The sequence below is a fragment of the Bradyrhizobium sp. genome, assembly GCF_035570375.1.
Classification (GTDB): Bacteria; Pseudomonadota; Alphaproteobacteria; order Rhizobiales; family Xanthobacteraceae; genus Bradyrhizobium.
The window spans coordinates 29,799-47,298 of the sequence record NZ_DATMLW010000129.1; the positions used below are offsets into that span (position 1 = coordinate 29,799).

Genomic DNA, 17,500 nt, shown 5'->3' on the forward strand with positions numbered 1-17,500 from the left:
GAGGACCACCCGCCTGTCAACGAAAACTCTTGAATGGTGTTGCGCAGCGAACATTCCAAGACGAGAGGCTCGATGACGATGGAAGCGCCCAGACCAGTAACGGCCCATCGCGTGGTGATCGTCGGCGCCGGCTTCGGCGGGCTGGAATGCGCATATCGGCTCAAGGGCGCGCCGGTCGCGATCACGGTGATCGATCGCCGCAACCATCATCTGTTTCAGCCGCTGCTCTATCAGGTCGCCACCGCTTCGCTGGCGACCTCCGAGATCGCCTGGCCGATCCGCTATCTCCTGCGCGACCGGAGCGAGGTCACGACCTTGTTCGCCAACGTCAACGGCGTGGACGCCACCAACAAACGCGTGGTGCTCGAGGACGGCGACACAGTGCCCTACGACACCCTGGTGCTCGCAACCGGCGTGCGTCACGCCTATTTCGGCCACGACGAATGGGAGCCCTTCGCGCCTGGCCTGAAGACGCTGGAAGATGCCACCACGTTACGGCGCCGTATCCTGGTCGCCTTCGAACGGGCCGAAAAAGAGACAGATCCGGAGCGGCGCGCGGCGCTTTTGACCTTTGTGATCATCGGCGCCGGACCGACCGGCGTCGAACTCGCCGGCACCATTGCCGAGCTTGCAAAGGACACGCTCGCGCCCGACTTCCGCAATATCGATACCCACAAGACCCGCGTCGTCCTGGTCGAGGCGGGACCGCGCGTGCTTGCGGGCTTTGCCGATGATCTTTCGGCCTACGCGCAGGCCTCGCTGGAAAACATCGGCGTCGAGGTCATCTTGAACCAGGCCGTCACGGAGTGTTCGGCCGACGGCGTCGTCTATAACGGCACACGGCTGCAGGCGAAGACCTTGATCTGGGCCGCCGGCGTGCGCGCCTCACGCGCGGCCGAATGGCTGGATGCGCCCGCCGACCGCGCCAGCCGCCTGCAAGTGTTGCCCGACCTCACCGTGCCCGGTCATCCCGACATCTTCGCGATCGGCGATACCGTCACCGTCGCGGCTCCGGACGGAACGCCGGTGCCCGGGATTGCGCCGGCGGCCAAGCAGCAGGGCCGGTACGTCGCCGCATCGATCAAGGCGCGGTTGCAAGGCAAAGCGCCGGCGCCGTTCCGCTATCATCATTCCGGCAGCCTTGCGCAGATCGGCAAGCGCAAGGCGGTGATCGATTTCGGAACCATCAAACTGCGCGGCACCATCGCATGGTGGATCTGGGGCGTAGCCCACATCTACTTCCTGATCGGTCTGCGCAACCGGCTCAGCGTCGCCATCAGCTGGCTCTGGAATTACATTCGCGACCAGCGCGCTGCGCGGCTGATCACGCAAGGCTCAAGCAAGGTCGCGCGCTGACGAGAGGGCCGGAAAAGGCTGCCCAGATCATGATGCGAGCTAAGTGGAATCGCATCATGATCTCATCTCTTTGTTTGAGCATGATCTTTTCGGAAAACCGGTTTCCACTTTTCCGGATCATGCTCCAGGGAAACGGCAACGCGGCGCCTGCGATTTCGCAAATACGCCGTCCTTGACGCTCCAAACCATTGATAAGTTGATGCGATTTTCCCAATTGAAGATCGCGCAAGCGATGTACACAATGGCACACTGCTTGCTTCAAAAAGAACAGGAATTCCGCTGCTTCGGAGTGCAGTCAGTCATGGCGAACCCACCCTCCCGGTTCAGAGTTCAAGCGCCGCCTCGGCCGCAATTGCCGAGCGAGCGGTGTCTTCTCAAGCGGGGCGGCGCGTGACCGAAACCATTGCTGCGATTGTCGCCGCACATCGTGCCGGCGAGCTTTCGCCAGCGCAAACGATCGCGCGGAGTTTTCGGCGGATTCGCGATCACGCCGATCCCGCCATTTTCATCACGCTGCGCGACGAAAAGGATGCGATCGCGGAGGCCGAGGCATTGGCTGCGAAAGACGCGACGCAGCTTCCGCTTTACGGCATTCCGGTCGCGGTCAAGGACAATATCGACGTCGCCTGCCTGCCCACCACGGCCGCGTGCCCGGCCTATGCCTACACGCCATCGCTCGACGCCACGGCGGTCGCGCGGCTGCGAGCCGCCGGCGCGATCGTGATCGGCAAGACCAACCTCGACCAGTTCGCAACCGGGCTCGTCGGCGTGCGCTCGCCTTACGGCATTCCCAGGAATCCGATGCGCGGCGATCTTGTTCCGGGCGGATCGAGCTCGGGCTCGGCGGTCGCGGTGTCGGCAGGGCTGGTACCGCTCGCACTTGGCACCGATACTGCTGGTTCCGGCCGCGTGCCGGCAATGCTCAACAACATCGTCGGCCTGAAGCCGAGTCTCGGCCTTGTTTCGACCGCGGGCGTGGTGCCGGCGTGCCGTACGCTGGATTGTGTTTCGGTGTTCGCGCTCACCGTCGACGATGCGGCAACCGCGCTCCAAGCCATGGCCGGTCCCGACGGGGCCGATCCGTTTTCGCGCAACCGCACCTTCGCGGGTGCCGGTGCTTTTCCGGCCGACTTGCGGCTCGGCGTGCCGCGCGACGGGCAATTGATCTTTTTCGGCGACAAGGCGCAGGAGGCCGCTTACGAGGCGGCACTGAAGCGCTGGAGCGGGCTCGGTGCGACGCTGGTCGGATTCGATCTCGAGCCGCTCTACGAAACCGCGCGACTGCTTTACGAAGGTCCGTGGGTCACGGAGCGTTATCTCGTGATCCGAAACCTTCTGGCTTCCTCGCCCGACGCCATCCATCCCGTCACCCGCGAGATCACGATCGCTGGCAGCAGGATTTCCGCCACTGAGACTTTCGCCGCACTCTACCGCTTGCAGGCTCTGCGCCGGATCGCCGAGCGCGCCTTCAATGGCATCGATGCGATGGTGCTGCCGACCACGCCGACCGTGTACACGACGGCACAGGTGCTCGCCAATCCGATCGAGCTCAACGCCAGGCTTGGGACCTACACCAATTTCGTCAACCTGCTCGATCTTTGCGCCCTTGCGTTGCCCTCCGCGATCAGAGGCGACGGCGTGCCATTCGGCATCACGCTCGTGGCGCCCGCCGGCCACGACGCGCAGCTCGCCGGCATGGGGCGGGTTTTCCACGCCGAAACCAGGCTGACGCTCGGCGCCAAAGGCGTGGCGCAAACGCCGCTGCGAGAGACGGCGTCAGGCCTGAGTGGTGACGAAATCCCGATCGCGGTGGTCGGCGCGCACCTCTCGGGCATGGCGCTCAATGGCGAGTTGAAGGCGCTGGGCGGACGTTTACTGGAAGCGACCGTCACCGCGCCGGACTACCGGCTTTATGCGCTCAAGACCACGCCACCGAAGCCGGGCATGTTGCGCGTGGAGACGGGAGCCGGTGCGTCGATCGAGCTGGAAATCTGGGCGCTGCCGGCAGCCTCATTCGGGAAGTTCGTCGCCGCTATACCGCCGCCGCTGTCGATCGGCACGGTGCGCCTCAAGGACGGTCGTGGGGTGAAGGGCTTTCTGGTCGAAGCGGCCGACATCAACGGCGCGCGCGAAATTTCTGCATTCGGCGGCTGGCGCGCGTTTGTGGCGAAGGCGGGGTAATTACCCTCCGTCATTCCGGGGCGAAGCGAAGCTTCGAACTATGATGTGCAATTGCGCATCAGAGAATCTCGAGATTCCCCGATGCGCAATTGCGCATCTGAGGTCTGGTGCTAGAGCCTATTCGGTTTTGATAGAATCAAAACCGGGCTCTACTCTTTTGTTTTGACGCGTTTTCTTCACGCGAACCGGTCTCCACTTCGCTCGAAAACGCTATAACGCACCATCCCGGAATGACTGGCATCTACACCGACACCGCGTAGAGTTCGTATTCGTCGCGCACGAGCTCGATATGGGCGCGCATCGCGGCCGCAGCGCCTGCGCGGTCGCCGCGCAGGATCGCCACCACGACGCGGTCGTGCTCGGCATGCGATTTCGCGAGCCTGCCAAGATTGCGGAACTGGGCGCGGCGGAACGGTTGCACGCGCACCCGCGTGGCCAGGGTGATCTCGGCGATGTAGCCGTTGCGCGAGCCGGCATAGATCGAGTTGTGAAAACGTTCGTTGACCTCGTGAAACCGCTCGGGATTGCCGGCATAACTGAGAAGTCGCAGCTCTTCGTGGACGGCCTCGAGCCGGTAGCGCTCCGCCGGCGCCATTCGTTCGGCGGCAAGACCTGCGCACAGCGCTTCCAGCTCCGCCATCGCCTCGAACATCCCGGTCAACCGCTCGATCGAGGGCTGCGCCACCACCGCGCCGCGATGCGCGCGCGCCTCGACCAGGCCTGACGCCACGAGCTGCCGCAACGCCTCGCGCACCGGCGTACGTGACACGTTGAAGCGGCGCGCAATATCGGTCTCATCAAGCGCGGTTCCCGGCTTGAGGCCCCCGCGCACGATCTCGTCCGCCAGTTGCAGGCGCAGCTCCTCGGCGCGCGTGACCTTGTCCCGAAAGGGCGAAGGGCGGTCGACGCGGCGAACCAGCGGCACGTTCCCGCCGGGACTTAAGGGCGTCTCGGTCGGAAGATCGTCAAGACTCATGTCTTTTGATCTTTCGGTTCGTCGATGACGCTGACATGCGCGGCGACGATCTTCCATCCTTGCGGAAATCGCACCCATGTCTGCATCTGCCGCCCGACCTTGCCGGGCGCTGTATCGCGGTAAAACAGCGTAGATGCTACCGCCGTGTCGCGGCCATAGGCCGTGATCACGGTCTTCTCAGTCCTGCGCATCAGGCCAGCCGGCGAGCGCGCCGCGCGAAACGCCATGATGGCGTCATAGCCGTAGAGATTTTCGCCCACGCCATAGCGCAGGGTGCGGGAATCGGCGCGGAACAACTCGTCGAGCACGGCGACGTCGTTCGTCACCAGCGCCTTTTCATAGCGCGCGAACTGCTGCTTCACCTCGGCCACCACGTCGGGAAGATCGATCTCCATCTCTCAAATTCCTCTCGGTCGCGGCGCGGCCACCGCGCCAAGGCGCTCGAGCGCGTGAGCCACGCGAAAAACCATGTCCTCCCGCCACGGCGCAGCAATGATCTGCACTCCGATCGGCATCGGCTCGAGCGGAACGGGAACGGCGATCACCGGAAGTCCGACAAAGGAAATTGGCTGGGTGTGGATGCCGATATTGGCGCGCACCGGCAGCTCGACGCCGTCGAGCACGAAGTTCACCTGTCCGAGTTTCGGCGCGATACAGGGCGTCGCCGGGGCGATGATGACGTCGACCGAGCTGAACAATTCCAGCACCCGCTCGCGATACCAGCGGCGGAATTTTTGCGCGCGAACGACGAGCGGCGCCGGAATCATGGCGCCCGCGATCAGGCGATCGCGCACTGCCGGGTCGTAGTCGTTCGGCTGCTTGCGAAGGCGGTCGAGATGAAGCGCCGCGCCCTCGCAGGTGGAAATCACATAGGCGGCTGCGCGGGCGCGCCCGGCTTGCGGAATCTCCACCGTCCGCGTCACGCCAAGCGCCTCGGCGATGTGATCAACCGCTTGCGTCGCTTCCGGGAAGAGGTTGTTCTGGAAATATCCGCCAGCTATGGCGATCCTCAAATTGTCGGCGCCCTGCGCCAGCAGCGGCGAGACCGGTTCGCTCGGCCTCATCGTACACACCGGATCGTCCGGATCATGTCCCTGCATCGCATCGTAGGCGAGCGCGAGATCGGTGACGTTGCGCGCCAGCGGGCCGACATGGTCGAAGCTCGAGACGAAAGGAAACGATCGCGCACGGGACAGCCGTCCGTAGGTCGGTTTCAGTCCGAAGATTCCGCAAAACGAGGACGGCACCCGGATCGAACCGTTGGTATCCGATCCCAATGCCAGCGGCACGAGCGCGCCGCCGACCGCGCTGCCGGAGCCGCCAGAGGAGCCGCCGGTCATGCGCGTGACGTCGTGCGGATTGCGGCTTGGGCCGTCGTGAATATTCTCGCCGGTGAAGTCGTAGGCGTATTCGCCCATATTGAGCGCACCGACCAGCACGGCGCCGGCCGCCTCCAGCCGCTCGATCAGCGTGGCATCGCGAGAAGCCGGCGGACAATCGCGGTTGATCTTCGATCCCGCGCGGGTAGGCAATCCCCTCACGTCGAACAGGTTCTTCACCGCGAACGGCACGCCGGCAAGCGGTCCGGGATTTTTGCCGGCGGCGACGGCCGCGTCGACCTTGCGGGCGCTTTCGCGCGCACGTTCCGCCGTGATGTCGGTGAACGAGTTCAGGATGGAATCGTATCTTCCGATTCGCGACAGCGCCGCCTCGACCGCGCCGAGCGCGGAGAGCTTTCCGCTCTTGACGGCTTGCGCGATCTCGGAGGCCGAGCGACCGTCGTGCCCTGGGCTTGCTCCCATGTCAGGCTGTGAAGACACTGGCCGGCTCGGCTTCGTCGGGTAATGCAAACTCGTCCACCAGGCGTGCCAGCCTCAGCGACACTTCGAGGTTGGCCCGGATGGCAGGCCGCCAGGCGTCTTCGACCGGCAGGCCCAAGGCTTTGGCGACGGCATCGATATAGTCATCAAGCGGATCAGGCAGCATGGCTATTCCAGAATTTCTTGTTCTTCCAAATCAATGTACCGGCAGCGGCGGATGAGGAATCGCCGTCAAGAGCTCCCTTGTATAGGCATCCTGCGGATCGCCCAAGACCCGTTCGGAGCAACCTTGTTCGACGATTCGCCCCGCCCGCATCACAATGACACGATCGCACAACAGCCGCACCACGTTCAGATCGTGGGAAACGAACAAATAGCTCATTCCCAGCGATCGCTTGAGGTCCTGCAGCAAATTGAGCACCACCGCCTGCACGGAAACGTCGAGCGCCGCCGTCGGCTCGTCGAGAATCACGAGCTTGGGGCGCAGCGCAATCGCACGCGCAATACCGACGCGCGCCTTTTGTCCTCCCGACAATTGATGCGGAAACCGATCGAGCAGATTGACGGGCAGGCCGACCTCACCGGCGAGTTCCTCGCACCGGGCGCGCAACGCGTCGCGTCCCTTGAGGCCGCCGAGTTGAGAGAGCGGATCGGCAATCGCGCGAGCGGCAGTGAAGCGCGGATTGAGGCTGTCGGTCGGATCCTGGAACACCATCTGGATGCTTTTGCGCAGCGGCAGTCGCGCGAAGGCGCTCGGCAGGACGCTGCCGATCTCCTCGCCGTCGAACATGATGCGGCCCGATGTCTGGTCCAAAAGCCGCATCACCATCATCGAGGTGGTGGATTTACCGCAGCCGGATTCGCCGACGAGGCCGACGCTCTCGCCCTCGCTCACCGCAAAGCTGATGCCGTCCACCGCGCGGAACATCTCCGGTACGACCGGCGGCTTGCGGCCGAACAATTTGGCGAGCGTTCCGCCTGCGCCCTGTCGCGGATATTCCTTCACCAGCTTTTCGACGAGAAGAATTGGTTTAGTGCCCTTCTCCCTCTCCCCGCTTGCGGAGAGAGGGTCGGAGTGAGGGGCAGTCTTTACAAACCGAACTTGCGACGAATCCCCCTCACCCGGCGCGCTTTGCGCCGTAGCCGAGGCTCCGCCTCGGCGTTCTTGTTCAAGAACGGCCGCCGAAGGCGGCCTATGCTCTCCCCGCAAGCGGGGAGAGGTTGAAGGGAGAGCTTCCTCCTCCGGCAACAGATCGCGCAAGGCGATGCCGAGGCGCGGCGTCGCCCGCATCAATTTCCTGGTGTAAGGGTGTGCCGGCCTCGCGAAGATATCGACGGAGGAGGCGGTCTCGACCACGCGGCCTTTCTCCATGACCACGATGCGGTCGCAATAGGTCGCGGCAAGGCCCAGATCGTGTGTGATCAGGATCGTCGACATGCTCCGCCGCCTGGTCAGTTCGACGACCAGGTCCATCACCGCCTTCTGCGTCGTCACGTCGAGGCCGGTCGTGGGTTCGTCGGCGATCAGAAGCCGCGGATTGCAGGCCAGCGCCAGCGCGATCACGACCCGCTGGCACATGCCGCCGGACAATTCGAACGGATAGGCATGATAGCGCTCACGCGGACGCGCGATTCTGACCTGCTCCAGCGCTTCGATCGCCTTCTCGCTGACCTGCGAGCGGTCGACCTGGACATGCTGCAGCAGCACATCCTCGATCTGGTGACCGATCTTGCGGATGGGATTGAGCGCAAGGCGCGGGCTCTGGAAAATCATCGACATTTCGCGGCCGCGCAGGTCCCGCATCTCCACTTCGCTGGCGGCCTTGACGTCGATGCCGGAGAATAACACGGAACCTTCCGCGATCTTGCCCGCGCGATCCAGAATCCGCATCACCGCATACGACATCACCGACTTTCCGGAGCCGGATTCGCCGACGATGCCGAGCGTCTCGCCTTTCGCCACGGCGATATTGACGCGCTGCACCGCTCTTACGATGCCGCGGCGGGTGGCAAATTCCACCGTGAGGTCGCTGACCTCGAGCAGCGGCAGCGCGGTCATCTTTGTCTCCGCGGGATCGCTGCGCTCCCTCGCCCCGCTTTTGCGGGGAGAGGGCAGGGGTGAAGGGCAGCTATTGGCGCATCGAGGAGATCGAGGACTGCGCAAAGCCTCCCCATCACCCGGATCGCCGGCGATCCGACCTCTCCCCGCAAGCGGGACGAGGTGAAGTGAGAATAACAGCCTGGCGCCGTAACCATCGCTCACGTCCTCCGCTGCGGATCGACCAGATCGCGCAGGCCGTCGCCGAGCAGGTTGAAGCAGAACACGGCGATCATCAGCGCGCCGCCGGGAAAGAAGGCCACCCACCATTCGCCCGAAATGATATTGGTCGCGCCTTCCGCCACCATGATGCCCCACTCCGGCGTCGGCGGCTTGACGCCGAGCCCTATGAAGGACAGGCCGGCGGCGTTGAGGATGGCGTAACCCATGGTCAGCGAAATCTGCACCATCATGATCGGCATGATGTTCGGCAGGATATGCACCAGCAGAATCCGCAAGTCGCCATTGCCCGACAGTCGCGCCGCCTGCACGAAGCCCGCCTCGCGCCGCACATTGGCTTCGGCACGCGCGACGCGAACGTAAAGCGGAAAATTGATGATTGCGGTGGCAATGACGATGTTGGTCACGGTATTGCCGAGCGCGGCGACGATGCCCATCGCGAGCACGAACAACGGAAACGCCATGATGGTGTCGGAGATGCGTCCGACGATGCGGTCGGTCCATCCGCCGAAGAAGCCTGCGGCAATTCCGGCGAGCCCGCCGACCACGAGCACGAGCGCGACCGAGGCGACCGCGATCGCAAAGTCGAGGCGGGTCGCCGCCACCACGCGGCTGAAGATGTCGCGGCCGAGCAGATCGGTGCCGAACCAATGCTGCAGCGAAGGCGGCTGCAGCGTTGCCGAGGTGTTGCTGGCGAGCGGGTCGTAGGGCACGATCAAAGGGCCGAACAATGCGCCAAGCGCGATCAGGACAAAGAGAGCGAACGCCAGTCCCGTGACCGGATTATCCCCCACCACATAAACGGCGTGGCGGAAAATCGAATTGGTCGGGGGCTTCGGCTGAAGCTCGGCTACTGGCGCGCTCAGGCTGGCTTCGGTCATGCCTCCAGCCTCACGCGCGGATCGATGACGCCATAAAGCATATCGATGAAGAGATTGAGCGCCACATACATCACGGCCATGGTCAGTACGAAACCCTGCACTGGCGCGAAGTCCGATTGCAGCAGCGCCTCAACCGCGTAGGAGCCGATGCCCGGCCAGGCAAAGACTTTTTCCACCAGCACGTTGGCGCCGAGCAGGAACGAGAACACCATGCCCAGGGTCGTCACCACCGGCAGCATCGCGTTCCGAAACGCGTAGGTGAGGATGACGGTGCGGCCGTCGAGGCCGCTGGCGCGCGCGGTTCGAATGAATTCCGACGCAAGTACCGCCAGCATCGAGGCGCGGGTCATGCGTGTGATCGGGGCCAGCGAGAAGATCGCAAGCGTCACCGCCGGCAGGATCAACTGGCTGAGCGCGGCGCGAAAGGTTTCGAAATTCCCGGCAAGGAGGCTGTCGATCAGATAAAAGCCGGTGATATCGGGTGGGGTGCTCGCAAAGGCATCAAGCCGACCGAGCGGCGCGGGCGCCCAGCCAAGCCTGAAATAGAAGAGATAGACCGAGAGAAGACCGGTGAAGAACACCGGAAGCGAAACTCCTGCGGTTGCGATGATGCGACACAAATGATCGATGAGCGAACCCTGCTTGACTGCAGCGAAGATGCCAAGCGGCACCGCGATCACGATCGACAGAAGTAAACCGGAGAGCGTGAGCTCGGCCGAGGCCGGCAGGCGGCTGGAAATTTCGGTAGCTACCGGGCGGCCGGTGGACAGCGAATTGCCGAAATTGCCGTGCGCGAGATCGTTCACATAGCGCACGAACTGATCCGGCAGCGGGCGATCGAGCCCGAGCGATTTTCGGATTTCCGCGATCGATTGCGGCGTGGCGGCGGGGCCTGCGAAATACACCGCCGGATCACCCGGCAGGACTCGGGTGAGCAGAAAGGTGACGATCACAACCCCGATCAGCGTCGGGATCACGGTCATCAGCCGCCTGGCGATCGTCAGCATCATCCCAGTGCCCTCAGATCATGATGCGATTAAGTCGAATCGCATCATGATCTCATCTCTTTGTTTGAGCATGATTTCCACGCAAACGCGTTCCGCGTTTGTCGCGAGGGAAAACCGGTTTCCATTTTTCCGGATCATGCTCTGGAATTCTCCGAGCCGCGTTTCGGTTTTGAAGCCTGAAAGCTTCAGCAGGCGGCAAGCCTGCCTGCCTCTCGCTTCAGGCCTTGACGATCGAGCGGTAGTCGAGCTGCCGGTGGAACCAGTAGACGTAGCCCGAGATGTTTTTCTGCGTGGCGACGTTGAGATACGGCTGAAACAACGGAATGCGCGGGACTTCGTTGTAAGCCTTGGAGATGAAGCCTTCGACGTCTCTGGCGTATTTTTCCTTGTCGCCGATCGCAGCGGCGGCACGCGCCCCGTCGATCAGGGCGTCCATGTCCGCGTTCACGTAGCTCGGCGTATTGAAGATGGCATTCTGCCCGGAATAGCACCAGAAGAAGAAATATTCGGGATAGTCGAGCCAGCCCGAGAAGAAGTTGAGCATCAAGGGCATCGTCTTCTTGGCCATCTCGCTGCGCCAGTTGGCGCCCGGCACCTTGTTGATCGTGGTCTTGATGCCGATCTGGGCGAGGCTCTCCTGCACCAGCACCGAAGTCGGCTCCGAGACGTCGCCGGCCCCGAGATCAAAGGACAGCGTCGTTTCGATTTCGGACACGCCGCTTTCGGCCATCAATTTCTTGGCCTTGGCCATGTCGTTGACGTAACCGGTCTTTGCCGGCCAGGTAAGATCGGCGACGTTGTTCGAGGGCCCGCCGTACAGCGGATTGGCGAGACCGAACATCGCCGCATCCATGATCTTCTGGTAGGGCAGCGCGTAGGCCACTGCCTGACGGACCTTCGGGTTGTCGAACGGCGGGTTCTTCACGTTCATATCGACGGAATACATGCCGTTGCCGATCGGGTGGGAAACGATGACGAGCTTGCCGTCCTTCTTCATCTCCGAGGTGTCCTTGCTCGAGAGATCGAAGGAAATGTCGGCATCGCCGCGTTCCATCAGGGCACGGCGGTTGCCTTGCGAGGGGACGGTGCGCCAGATGACTTTCTTCAGCTGGGGCAACTTGCCCCCGACCCAGTCGTCGTTTCGCTCATAGACCACTTCGACGCCGGGCTTCCAGCTCGTCACCTTGTAGGCGCCGCTGCCGGCCGTGTTGCTCTTGGTGTAATCCAGCGCCCAGGGATCTTTTTCCGTTGCCTTCTTCTTCAAAAGATCGGAATTGTAGATGCTCGGCACGATCACCGCGAGATCGGGAATCGTAAGCCGGTCCTTTTTCGCAAAATCGATGCGAACGGTACTGTCGTCGACAAGGACGAATTGCTCCTTGTCGGTGAGCGAGCCGGCCTTCATCTGCACGGTCGGGAAGCCGCCGACGGTCACTGCGCGATCAAGCGACCATTTGACATCTCTGGCGGTGACCGCTGCGCCATCATGGAATTTGGCATTCTTCTTCAGCCTGAACGTGACCGACATGTCGCCGATGTTCATGTCTTCGGCGAGTTCGGATTTGAACTTGTCGCGATCATACGACACCGTGCCGTCGGCCAGCGTTTTGGTCTCGTGGGTGATCAGCCGGTCGTAGCAATTCCACGAGGTCTCGTAGCCCGCCCGGTTGGTGCCGACGCCGTGAATGTCGAGATTGTTGGGGCCGTTTTCCGTGACGACGAGGAGCGTCTCCGAACGGGCATCGGCTTTCGCCGGGGACCAGATCGCAGGCGCCGGCATCATGGCGCCCGCAGCGATACCTGAGACGGATTTGAGAAAATCACGGCGCTTCATCGGACGCTCCAAACGCGGAAGAGGGTCGGCTTCGTGGGAAGCGCCGTCGCAAGGTTCGTGCCAGATCCTAATTGACCCTTACTCCGGCATTAAACCCATGATTTGGCTCTCGATATGCCACCCGCGCGGGTGAATTTGACGGCCACATCGCAAGACCTCTTGCATACATCAAACTAAAATTGCCTAATGAATGAGCATCAGCTCAAACCGCTTTTCATTGAGCCTGACCCCGGTCATCGGAAAGCCATTGGGAGGCATGAATTGAAACCCCTGTTCCCCAAGAAGGCGGCTGCAACCCCATACCTGCAGACCGAAGGCCTCACCCGGATTCGTTGAACCTTTTTTTCCACCCATAGACTCCATCACAGGGGGTATCAAATTGCCTGTGTTCAGCCGCGCCGACCTTTTGCGGACCGTAGCCGTTGTCGGTGCGCTGTTGGCGATGGCAGTGACGACGAATGCGTCCGCGCGCGAATTTCGTGCCGCCGATACACAGAGCGAAGATTATCCCACCGTCCAGGCGTTGCGTTATATGGGCCGCTTGATCGAGGAAAAGACCGACGGCCGCCTGCAGATCCGGGTGTTCCATTCGCGCCAGCTCGGCGAGGAAAAGGAAACGATCGAGCAAACCCGCGCCGGCGCCATCGATCTCAATCGCAGCAACGTGGCCCTGATCGGTACCTTCGTGCCGTCCATGAACGTTCTGGCGATGCCCTTTCTGTTCCGCTCGATCGAGCATTTGCAAAAGGTGCTGGACGGCCCGATCGGCGAGGAGATTCTCGACAGCTTCGAGTCGTATGGATTTGTCGGCCTTACTTTCTACGATTCCGGGGCGCGATCGATCTATAACTGTGTCAGGCCGATTCGCTCGATCGCGGACGTGAAAGGATTGCGGATCCGCGTGCAGCAATCCGAACTGATGTCCGACATGGTCAGGGCGCTCGGCGCTGAGCCGATCGAGTTGCCCTATGGACAGGTTCGAACCGGACTGGCCACAAGGCTGATCGACGGCGCGGAAAACAACTGGCCGTCCTTCGTCACCACCGACCACTACAGATATGCGAACTTCTATACGCTGACCGAACACACGATGAGCCCCGAAGTGCTGATCATGTCCTGGAAGGCCTGGGCTAGTCTGTCGCCCGAGGACCGCGTGATTTTTCGCGACGCAGCGCTGCAATCGAGCCGCTTCATGCGCGAAACGTGGCGCGATCTCGAGGAGAAATCGCGCCGACAGGCCGAAGGCGCGGGCGTGACGATCGTGACCGATTTCGACCGCAAGCCGTTCGAGGCGGCAATGGCACCGATTTACGAGAAGATCCGGCGCGACCCGGCGGCCGCGGCGCTGATCGAACGAATTCGCAAGGTGAATTGATTGATCTTCGCAACACGCCAGAGCGACGATGCTGCGGAACAGCCGGCGAGCCTGGCTTCGAGAATCGTTGCGCTTTTACGCGCGGTGCCGATCCGCTGGCGCATCCTTTCCATTGCAGCCCTCAATTCGGCGGTGGTCGTCGTGCTGGTTGCGTTGATCTGGAACGGCGTGCGGGTGCTCGGTTCCGCCTGGGAAGACGTGAGGCAGGTGCGCGAATCCGACAAGATCCTGGCGCGGCTGGAGAGCGAGACCGGCCACCTGCAAAACCTGATCCACCGCTACATCAATCAGCCGAGCCCGGAACTGTTCGGCGAGATATTGCATTTGCGCGAAGCCGTTCTTGAAACCCTGACCACGCGCGCCTCCACCGACCCGATGTTGTCAGGATCGGTGCAGCAGCTTGAACGCGTCACCGAACGCTTCCTCAGCGGCTTTGGCGAACTGCGCCGCGTTCAGGCCACCATCGCAAAGACCTATCAGGACGAGGTGCTTGCGCCCGCCAGGGACATGGCCGGGCTCTATTCGATCATTGAAGGCGCTACCGGACACCGCGATGCCCTGATCTGGCCTTCGCTCGGGAAATCCCGCGAGGCCTTTACCGCGATGCTGGTCGCTGCCAATGCCTATTATCTTTCGCTCGCGAGCGCGTCGGCCGAGGAAGCGCGCCGCAATACCGACACCATCGAAACGACGATTCCGGTGATGGCCGATCTTGCCGACAACGACCTGCAGCGCATGGCGCTGCAGCGCTTGAGTGCGCGGACCAAGGCACTGCGCAACGGCTTTGCGAAATTGTCCGAGCAACTCGCCAACCGGACCGAATTGCTGCACAACGCGATCGACGCCAACCAGGCCGAGGCCTCGAGCGCGATCGACGAATTGTCGGTCAAGATGCGGCAGCGCCAGCAAAAGGCGCAGGAGACGTTCGACCAGACGCTGGCGGACATTTCACGCAAGGTTTTGTCGATCGCGGTGATTTTTCTCGGCATCATCATCACCGCCGGCGTCCTGATCGCGCTCTCGATCCGCCTGCCCCTGCAGCAGATCATGGCGGCGATGCAGGCAATCACCTCAGGCGATCTCAACCGGAGCGTCCAGGGTACCGGCGCAAGCGACGAGGTCGGCGAAATGGCGCGCGCGGTCGAGGTGTTTCGCGAGAACGCCATCGCCAAGCGCAAGACCGAAGACGAACTTCGTGCTGCCAAGGAAAGGGCCGAGACCGCCTTGAACGAACTCAACGCCGCCCAGCAAAATCTGATCGATGCCGAGCGGCTGGCGGCGCTCGGTGGCCTCGTCGCCGGCGTTGCCCATGAGGTGAACAATCCGATCGGCATCAGCCTGACGGTCGCCTCGAGCTTCGCGCGCCGCACCGAGATGTTCGAGGCCGAGTTGAGATCGGAAACGGGATTGCGGCGCTCGCAGCTGGAGGATTTCGTCCGGACCTCGCAGGATGCCGCGCATCAACTGGTCGGGAACCTGCAGCGCGCGGGCGAGCTGATCCAATCCTTCAAGCAAGTCGCGGTGGACCGTTCGCACGCCGAGCGGCGGATCTTCAACCTGAGCGAGGCGACCGACCAGATCATCGCAAGCCTGCGGCCGGCGTTGAAGAAGGCATCCATCCTCCTGTCGGTCGAGGTGCCGGAAGGCCTGGTCATCGACGGCTATCCCGGCGTGTATGGTCAAATTCTGACCAATCTGTTCCTCAACGCTGCCAATCACGCGTTTCCCGACCGCCGTTCCGGCGCCATCGCGATCTCGGCAAAACACCGCGGCAGCGACGACGTCGAGATCATCTTCTCCGACAACGGTGTCGGGATGACGCCGGACGTGCAGCGTCAGGCCTTCGACCCGTTCTTTACCACGCGCCGGAACGAGGGTGGCACGGGGCTGGGCCTGCACATTGTCTATAATCTGGTGACCCAGCAACTGGGCGGCCGGATGATGCTGGATTCAAGGCTGGGACAAGGCACCACATTTCGCATTATCATGCCGAGGGCCGCCAGGGGCGGTAACACGACCATAGACCAAGATCGCGACGGGGCAGCTTCATGGCCGAACAGGACGATGTCCTCCACCTGATCGACGATACCGGTACTGCTCCGGATACGACGGCTGCGCGCAAGTGGAAGATCGCGGTCATCGACGACGATCATGCCGTGCACGAAGGCACCCGATTTGCGCTGAGCGACTACAGCCTCAACGGGCAGACGCTCGAAATACTTTCGGCCTATTCGGCCGCGGAGGGGCGGGCCTTGATGCGCGCCCATCCCGATGTCGCTGCCGTATTGCTCGACGTCATCATGGAAACCGATGCGGCCGGCCTCGACCTCGTCGAATATATCCGCAACAACTTGAGGAACGAGACCGTCCGCATCGTTCTTCGTACCGGACAGCCCGGACAGGCGCCGGAAAGACGCATCATCGTTCAATACGACATCAACGATTACAAGGCCAAGACCGAGCTTACGGCCGACAAGCTGTTCACGTCTCTGACGGCAGCGCTGCGAAGCTATCAGCAACTCGAACGCATGGTCCAGACCCGCCGCGGGCTCGAGATCATCATCGACGCCGCCTCGACGCTGTACGATTTCAGGTCCATGCAGCGCCTGGCCGAAGGCGTGCTGACGCAGATCGCCTCGCTCCTCAATGTCGACTGCGCCGGAATACTGGTGCTGCGCGACGGCGGCGCGGTCGGCGACGATTTCGCGGTGCTTGCCGGATCGGGCTGCTACAGCCGCTTCATCGGCGCTTCCGGTACGAGATCGCTCGACCCCGACCTGCGGGCGATGGTCGAGGCCGCGTTCAAGCGGCGCAAGAATGAATTCGCCGATCAGCGCACCGTCCTTTACATTCGCACCGGCAGCGGGCGCGAAGTGGTGGTGCTGCTGCAGGCCGAGCGCCCGCTTTCCGAGACCGACCGTTCGCTGGTCGAGATTTTCGGCAGCCGGCTTTCGATCGCGTTCGACAATGTCATTCTCTATCAGCAGCTCAACGAGGCCAACACGCAGCTGGAGGACCGCGTCGCCCAGCGCACCCGCGCGCTGATGCAGGCCAACCGCAGGCTGTCGGCCCAATGGCTGCGGCTGCAGCGCGCCAACGGCTTCAAGAACGAAATTCTCGGTACCGTCGCCCACGATCTCAAAAACCCGCTGGGCGTGATCCTCGGCCGCACCGAAATGCTCACCGAGCTCGTCGCCGCCGGTTCCTCCCGCGAGAGCATAACGGCCCAGGTGGAACACATCCGCGATGCCACCAAGCGCCTGACGACGATGGTCGATCATCTGATTTCGGACGCGATGGCCGACGCCTTCGACATTTCCATTCGCCGCGAGCCGGTTGACATCGCAGCGCTGGTCAGCGAAGTCGCCGATGCCAATCAACCGCTTGCAGTCAACAAGCAGCAGTCCATCGCGGTTTCGGCGCCGTCGAATTTCGTGATGATGTGCGACGCCGACCGGATGCGGGAAGCGATCGACAATCTCATCAGCAACGCCATCAAGTACAGCCCGATCGGCGGCAGGATTTCCGTATTGGTCAACGATGAAGACAGCAAGACCGTGATCCGCGTCGCCGATGAAGGCGCAGGGCTGTCGCCCGAGGATCTCAGCCGCCTGTTCGGGCGTTTCCAGCGCCTTTCCGCCAAACCCACCGCCGGCGAAAGCTCCACCGGCCTCGGCCTGTCGATCGTCAAGCGCATCGTCGACATGCATGGCGGCAAGGTGACCGCAAACAGTGCCGGGCCCGGACAGGGATCCACGTTCACCATCATCTTGCCCGCGGCGGACGCATGAA

General features: G+C 62.6%; 13 protein-coding genes. 5 read left to right on the plus strand and 8 right to left on the minus strand.

What is annotated here, in order from left to right:
- The first annotated feature begins 72 nt into the window (after nt 1–72).
- Nucleotides 73–1,356, plus strand: a complete 1,284-nt coding sequence (locus VNX23_RS13505; RefSeq protein ID WP_325630733.1) for an NAD(P)/FAD-dependent oxidoreductase — start codon at nt 73–75, stop codon at nt 1,354–1,356.
- Between the two features lie 390 nt (nt 1,357–1,746).
- Nucleotides 1,747–3,537 (plus strand): allophanate hydrolase, encoded by a 1,791-nt coding sequence (gene atzF, locus VNX23_RS13510; protein ID WP_325630735.1) that lies wholly within the window; start codon nt 1,747–1,749, stop codon nt 3,535–3,537.
- Nucleotides 3,538–3,778: 241 nt separating this feature from the next.
- On the opposite strand, the gene VNX23_RS13515 is transcribed toward atzF, so the two are convergent.
- The 8 genes from VNX23_RS13515 to VNX23_RS13550 form a co-directional block, all read right to left on the minus strand.
- The gene (locus VNX23_RS13515) at nt 3,779–4,513 is read right to left on the minus strand and encodes a GntR family transcriptional regulator (protein ID WP_325630737.1); all 735 of its coding nucleotides are present in this window, start codon (nt 4,511–4,513) and stop codon (nt 3,779–3,781) included.
- On the minus strand, nt 4,510–4,908 hold the full coding sequence (gene hpxZ / locus VNX23_RS13520; RefSeq protein WP_325630738.1) for an oxalurate catabolism protein HpxZ: 399 nt from the start codon (nt 4,906–4,908) through the stop codon (nt 4,510–4,512). The genes VNX23_RS13515 and hpxZ overlap by 4 nt, the downstream gene beginning before the upstream one ends.
- A gap of 3 nt (nt 4,909–4,911) precedes the next feature.
- A complete protein-coding gene (locus tag VNX23_RS13525) occupies nt 4,912–6,315 on the minus strand; it encodes an AtzE family amidohydrolase (RefSeq protein WP_325630823.1) in 1,404 nt (467 codons plus the stop codon).
- A gap of 1 nt (nt 6,316) precedes the next feature.
- Nucleotides 6,317–6,496, minus strand: coding sequence for a DUF4089 domain-containing protein (locus VNX23_RS13530; protein WP_325630825.1), 180 nt, complete (start codon nt 6,494–6,496; stop codon nt 6,317–6,319).
- A gap of 33 nt (nt 6,497–6,529) precedes the next feature.
- Nucleotides 6,530–8,392: an ABC transporter ATP-binding protein gene (locus tag VNX23_RS13535; RefSeq protein WP_325630740.1), complete on the minus strand. Its 1,863-nt coding sequence runs from the start codon at nt 8,390–8,392 to the stop codon at nt 6,530–6,532.
- Between the two features lie 200 nt (nt 8,393–8,592).
- Complete coding sequence (locus tag VNX23_RS13540; protein WP_325630742.1) at nt 8,593–9,492, minus strand: ABC transporter permease; 900 nt, start codon at nt 9,490–9,492, stop codon at nt 8,593–8,595.
- Nucleotides 9,489–10,502: an ABC transporter permease gene (locus tag VNX23_RS13545; RefSeq protein ID WP_325630743.1), complete on the minus strand. Its 1,014-nt coding sequence runs from the start codon at nt 10,500–10,502 to the stop codon at nt 9,489–9,491. Before VNX23_RS13545 ends, VNX23_RS13540 begins: the two co-directional genes overlap by 4 nt.
- A gap of 214 nt (nt 10,503–10,716) precedes the next feature.
- Nucleotides 10,717–12,333 (minus strand): ABC transporter substrate-binding protein, encoded by a 1,617-nt coding sequence (locus tag VNX23_RS13550; protein WP_325630745.1) that lies wholly within the window; start codon nt 12,331–12,333, stop codon nt 10,717–10,719.
- 379 nt (nt 12,334–12,712) lie between these two features.
- Here VNX23_RS13550 and VNX23_RS13555 point away from each other — a divergent pair, with 379 nt between their 5' ends.
- The 3 genes from VNX23_RS13555 (at nt 12,713) to VNX23_RS13565 (ending at nt 17,499) form a co-directional block, all read left to right on the plus strand.
- Nucleotides 12,713–13,708, plus strand: coding sequence for a TRAP transporter substrate-binding protein (locus VNX23_RS13555; protein WP_325630746.1), 996 nt, complete (start codon nt 12,713–12,715; stop codon nt 13,706–13,708).
- 84 nt (nt 13,709–13,792) lie between these two features.
- Nucleotides 13,793–15,787 (plus strand): sensor histidine kinase, encoded by a 1,995-nt coding sequence (locus tag VNX23_RS13560; protein WP_414642993.1) that lies wholly within the window; start codon nt 13,793–13,795, stop codon nt 15,785–15,787.
- Nucleotides 15,757–17,499, plus strand: coding sequence for a DUF3369 domain-containing protein (locus tag VNX23_RS13565; protein ID WP_325630748.1), 1,743 nt, complete (start codon nt 15,757–15,759; stop codon nt 17,497–17,499). The genes VNX23_RS13560 and VNX23_RS13565 overlap by 31 nt, the downstream gene beginning before the upstream one ends.
- Nucleotide 17,500: the final 1 nt, after the last annotated feature.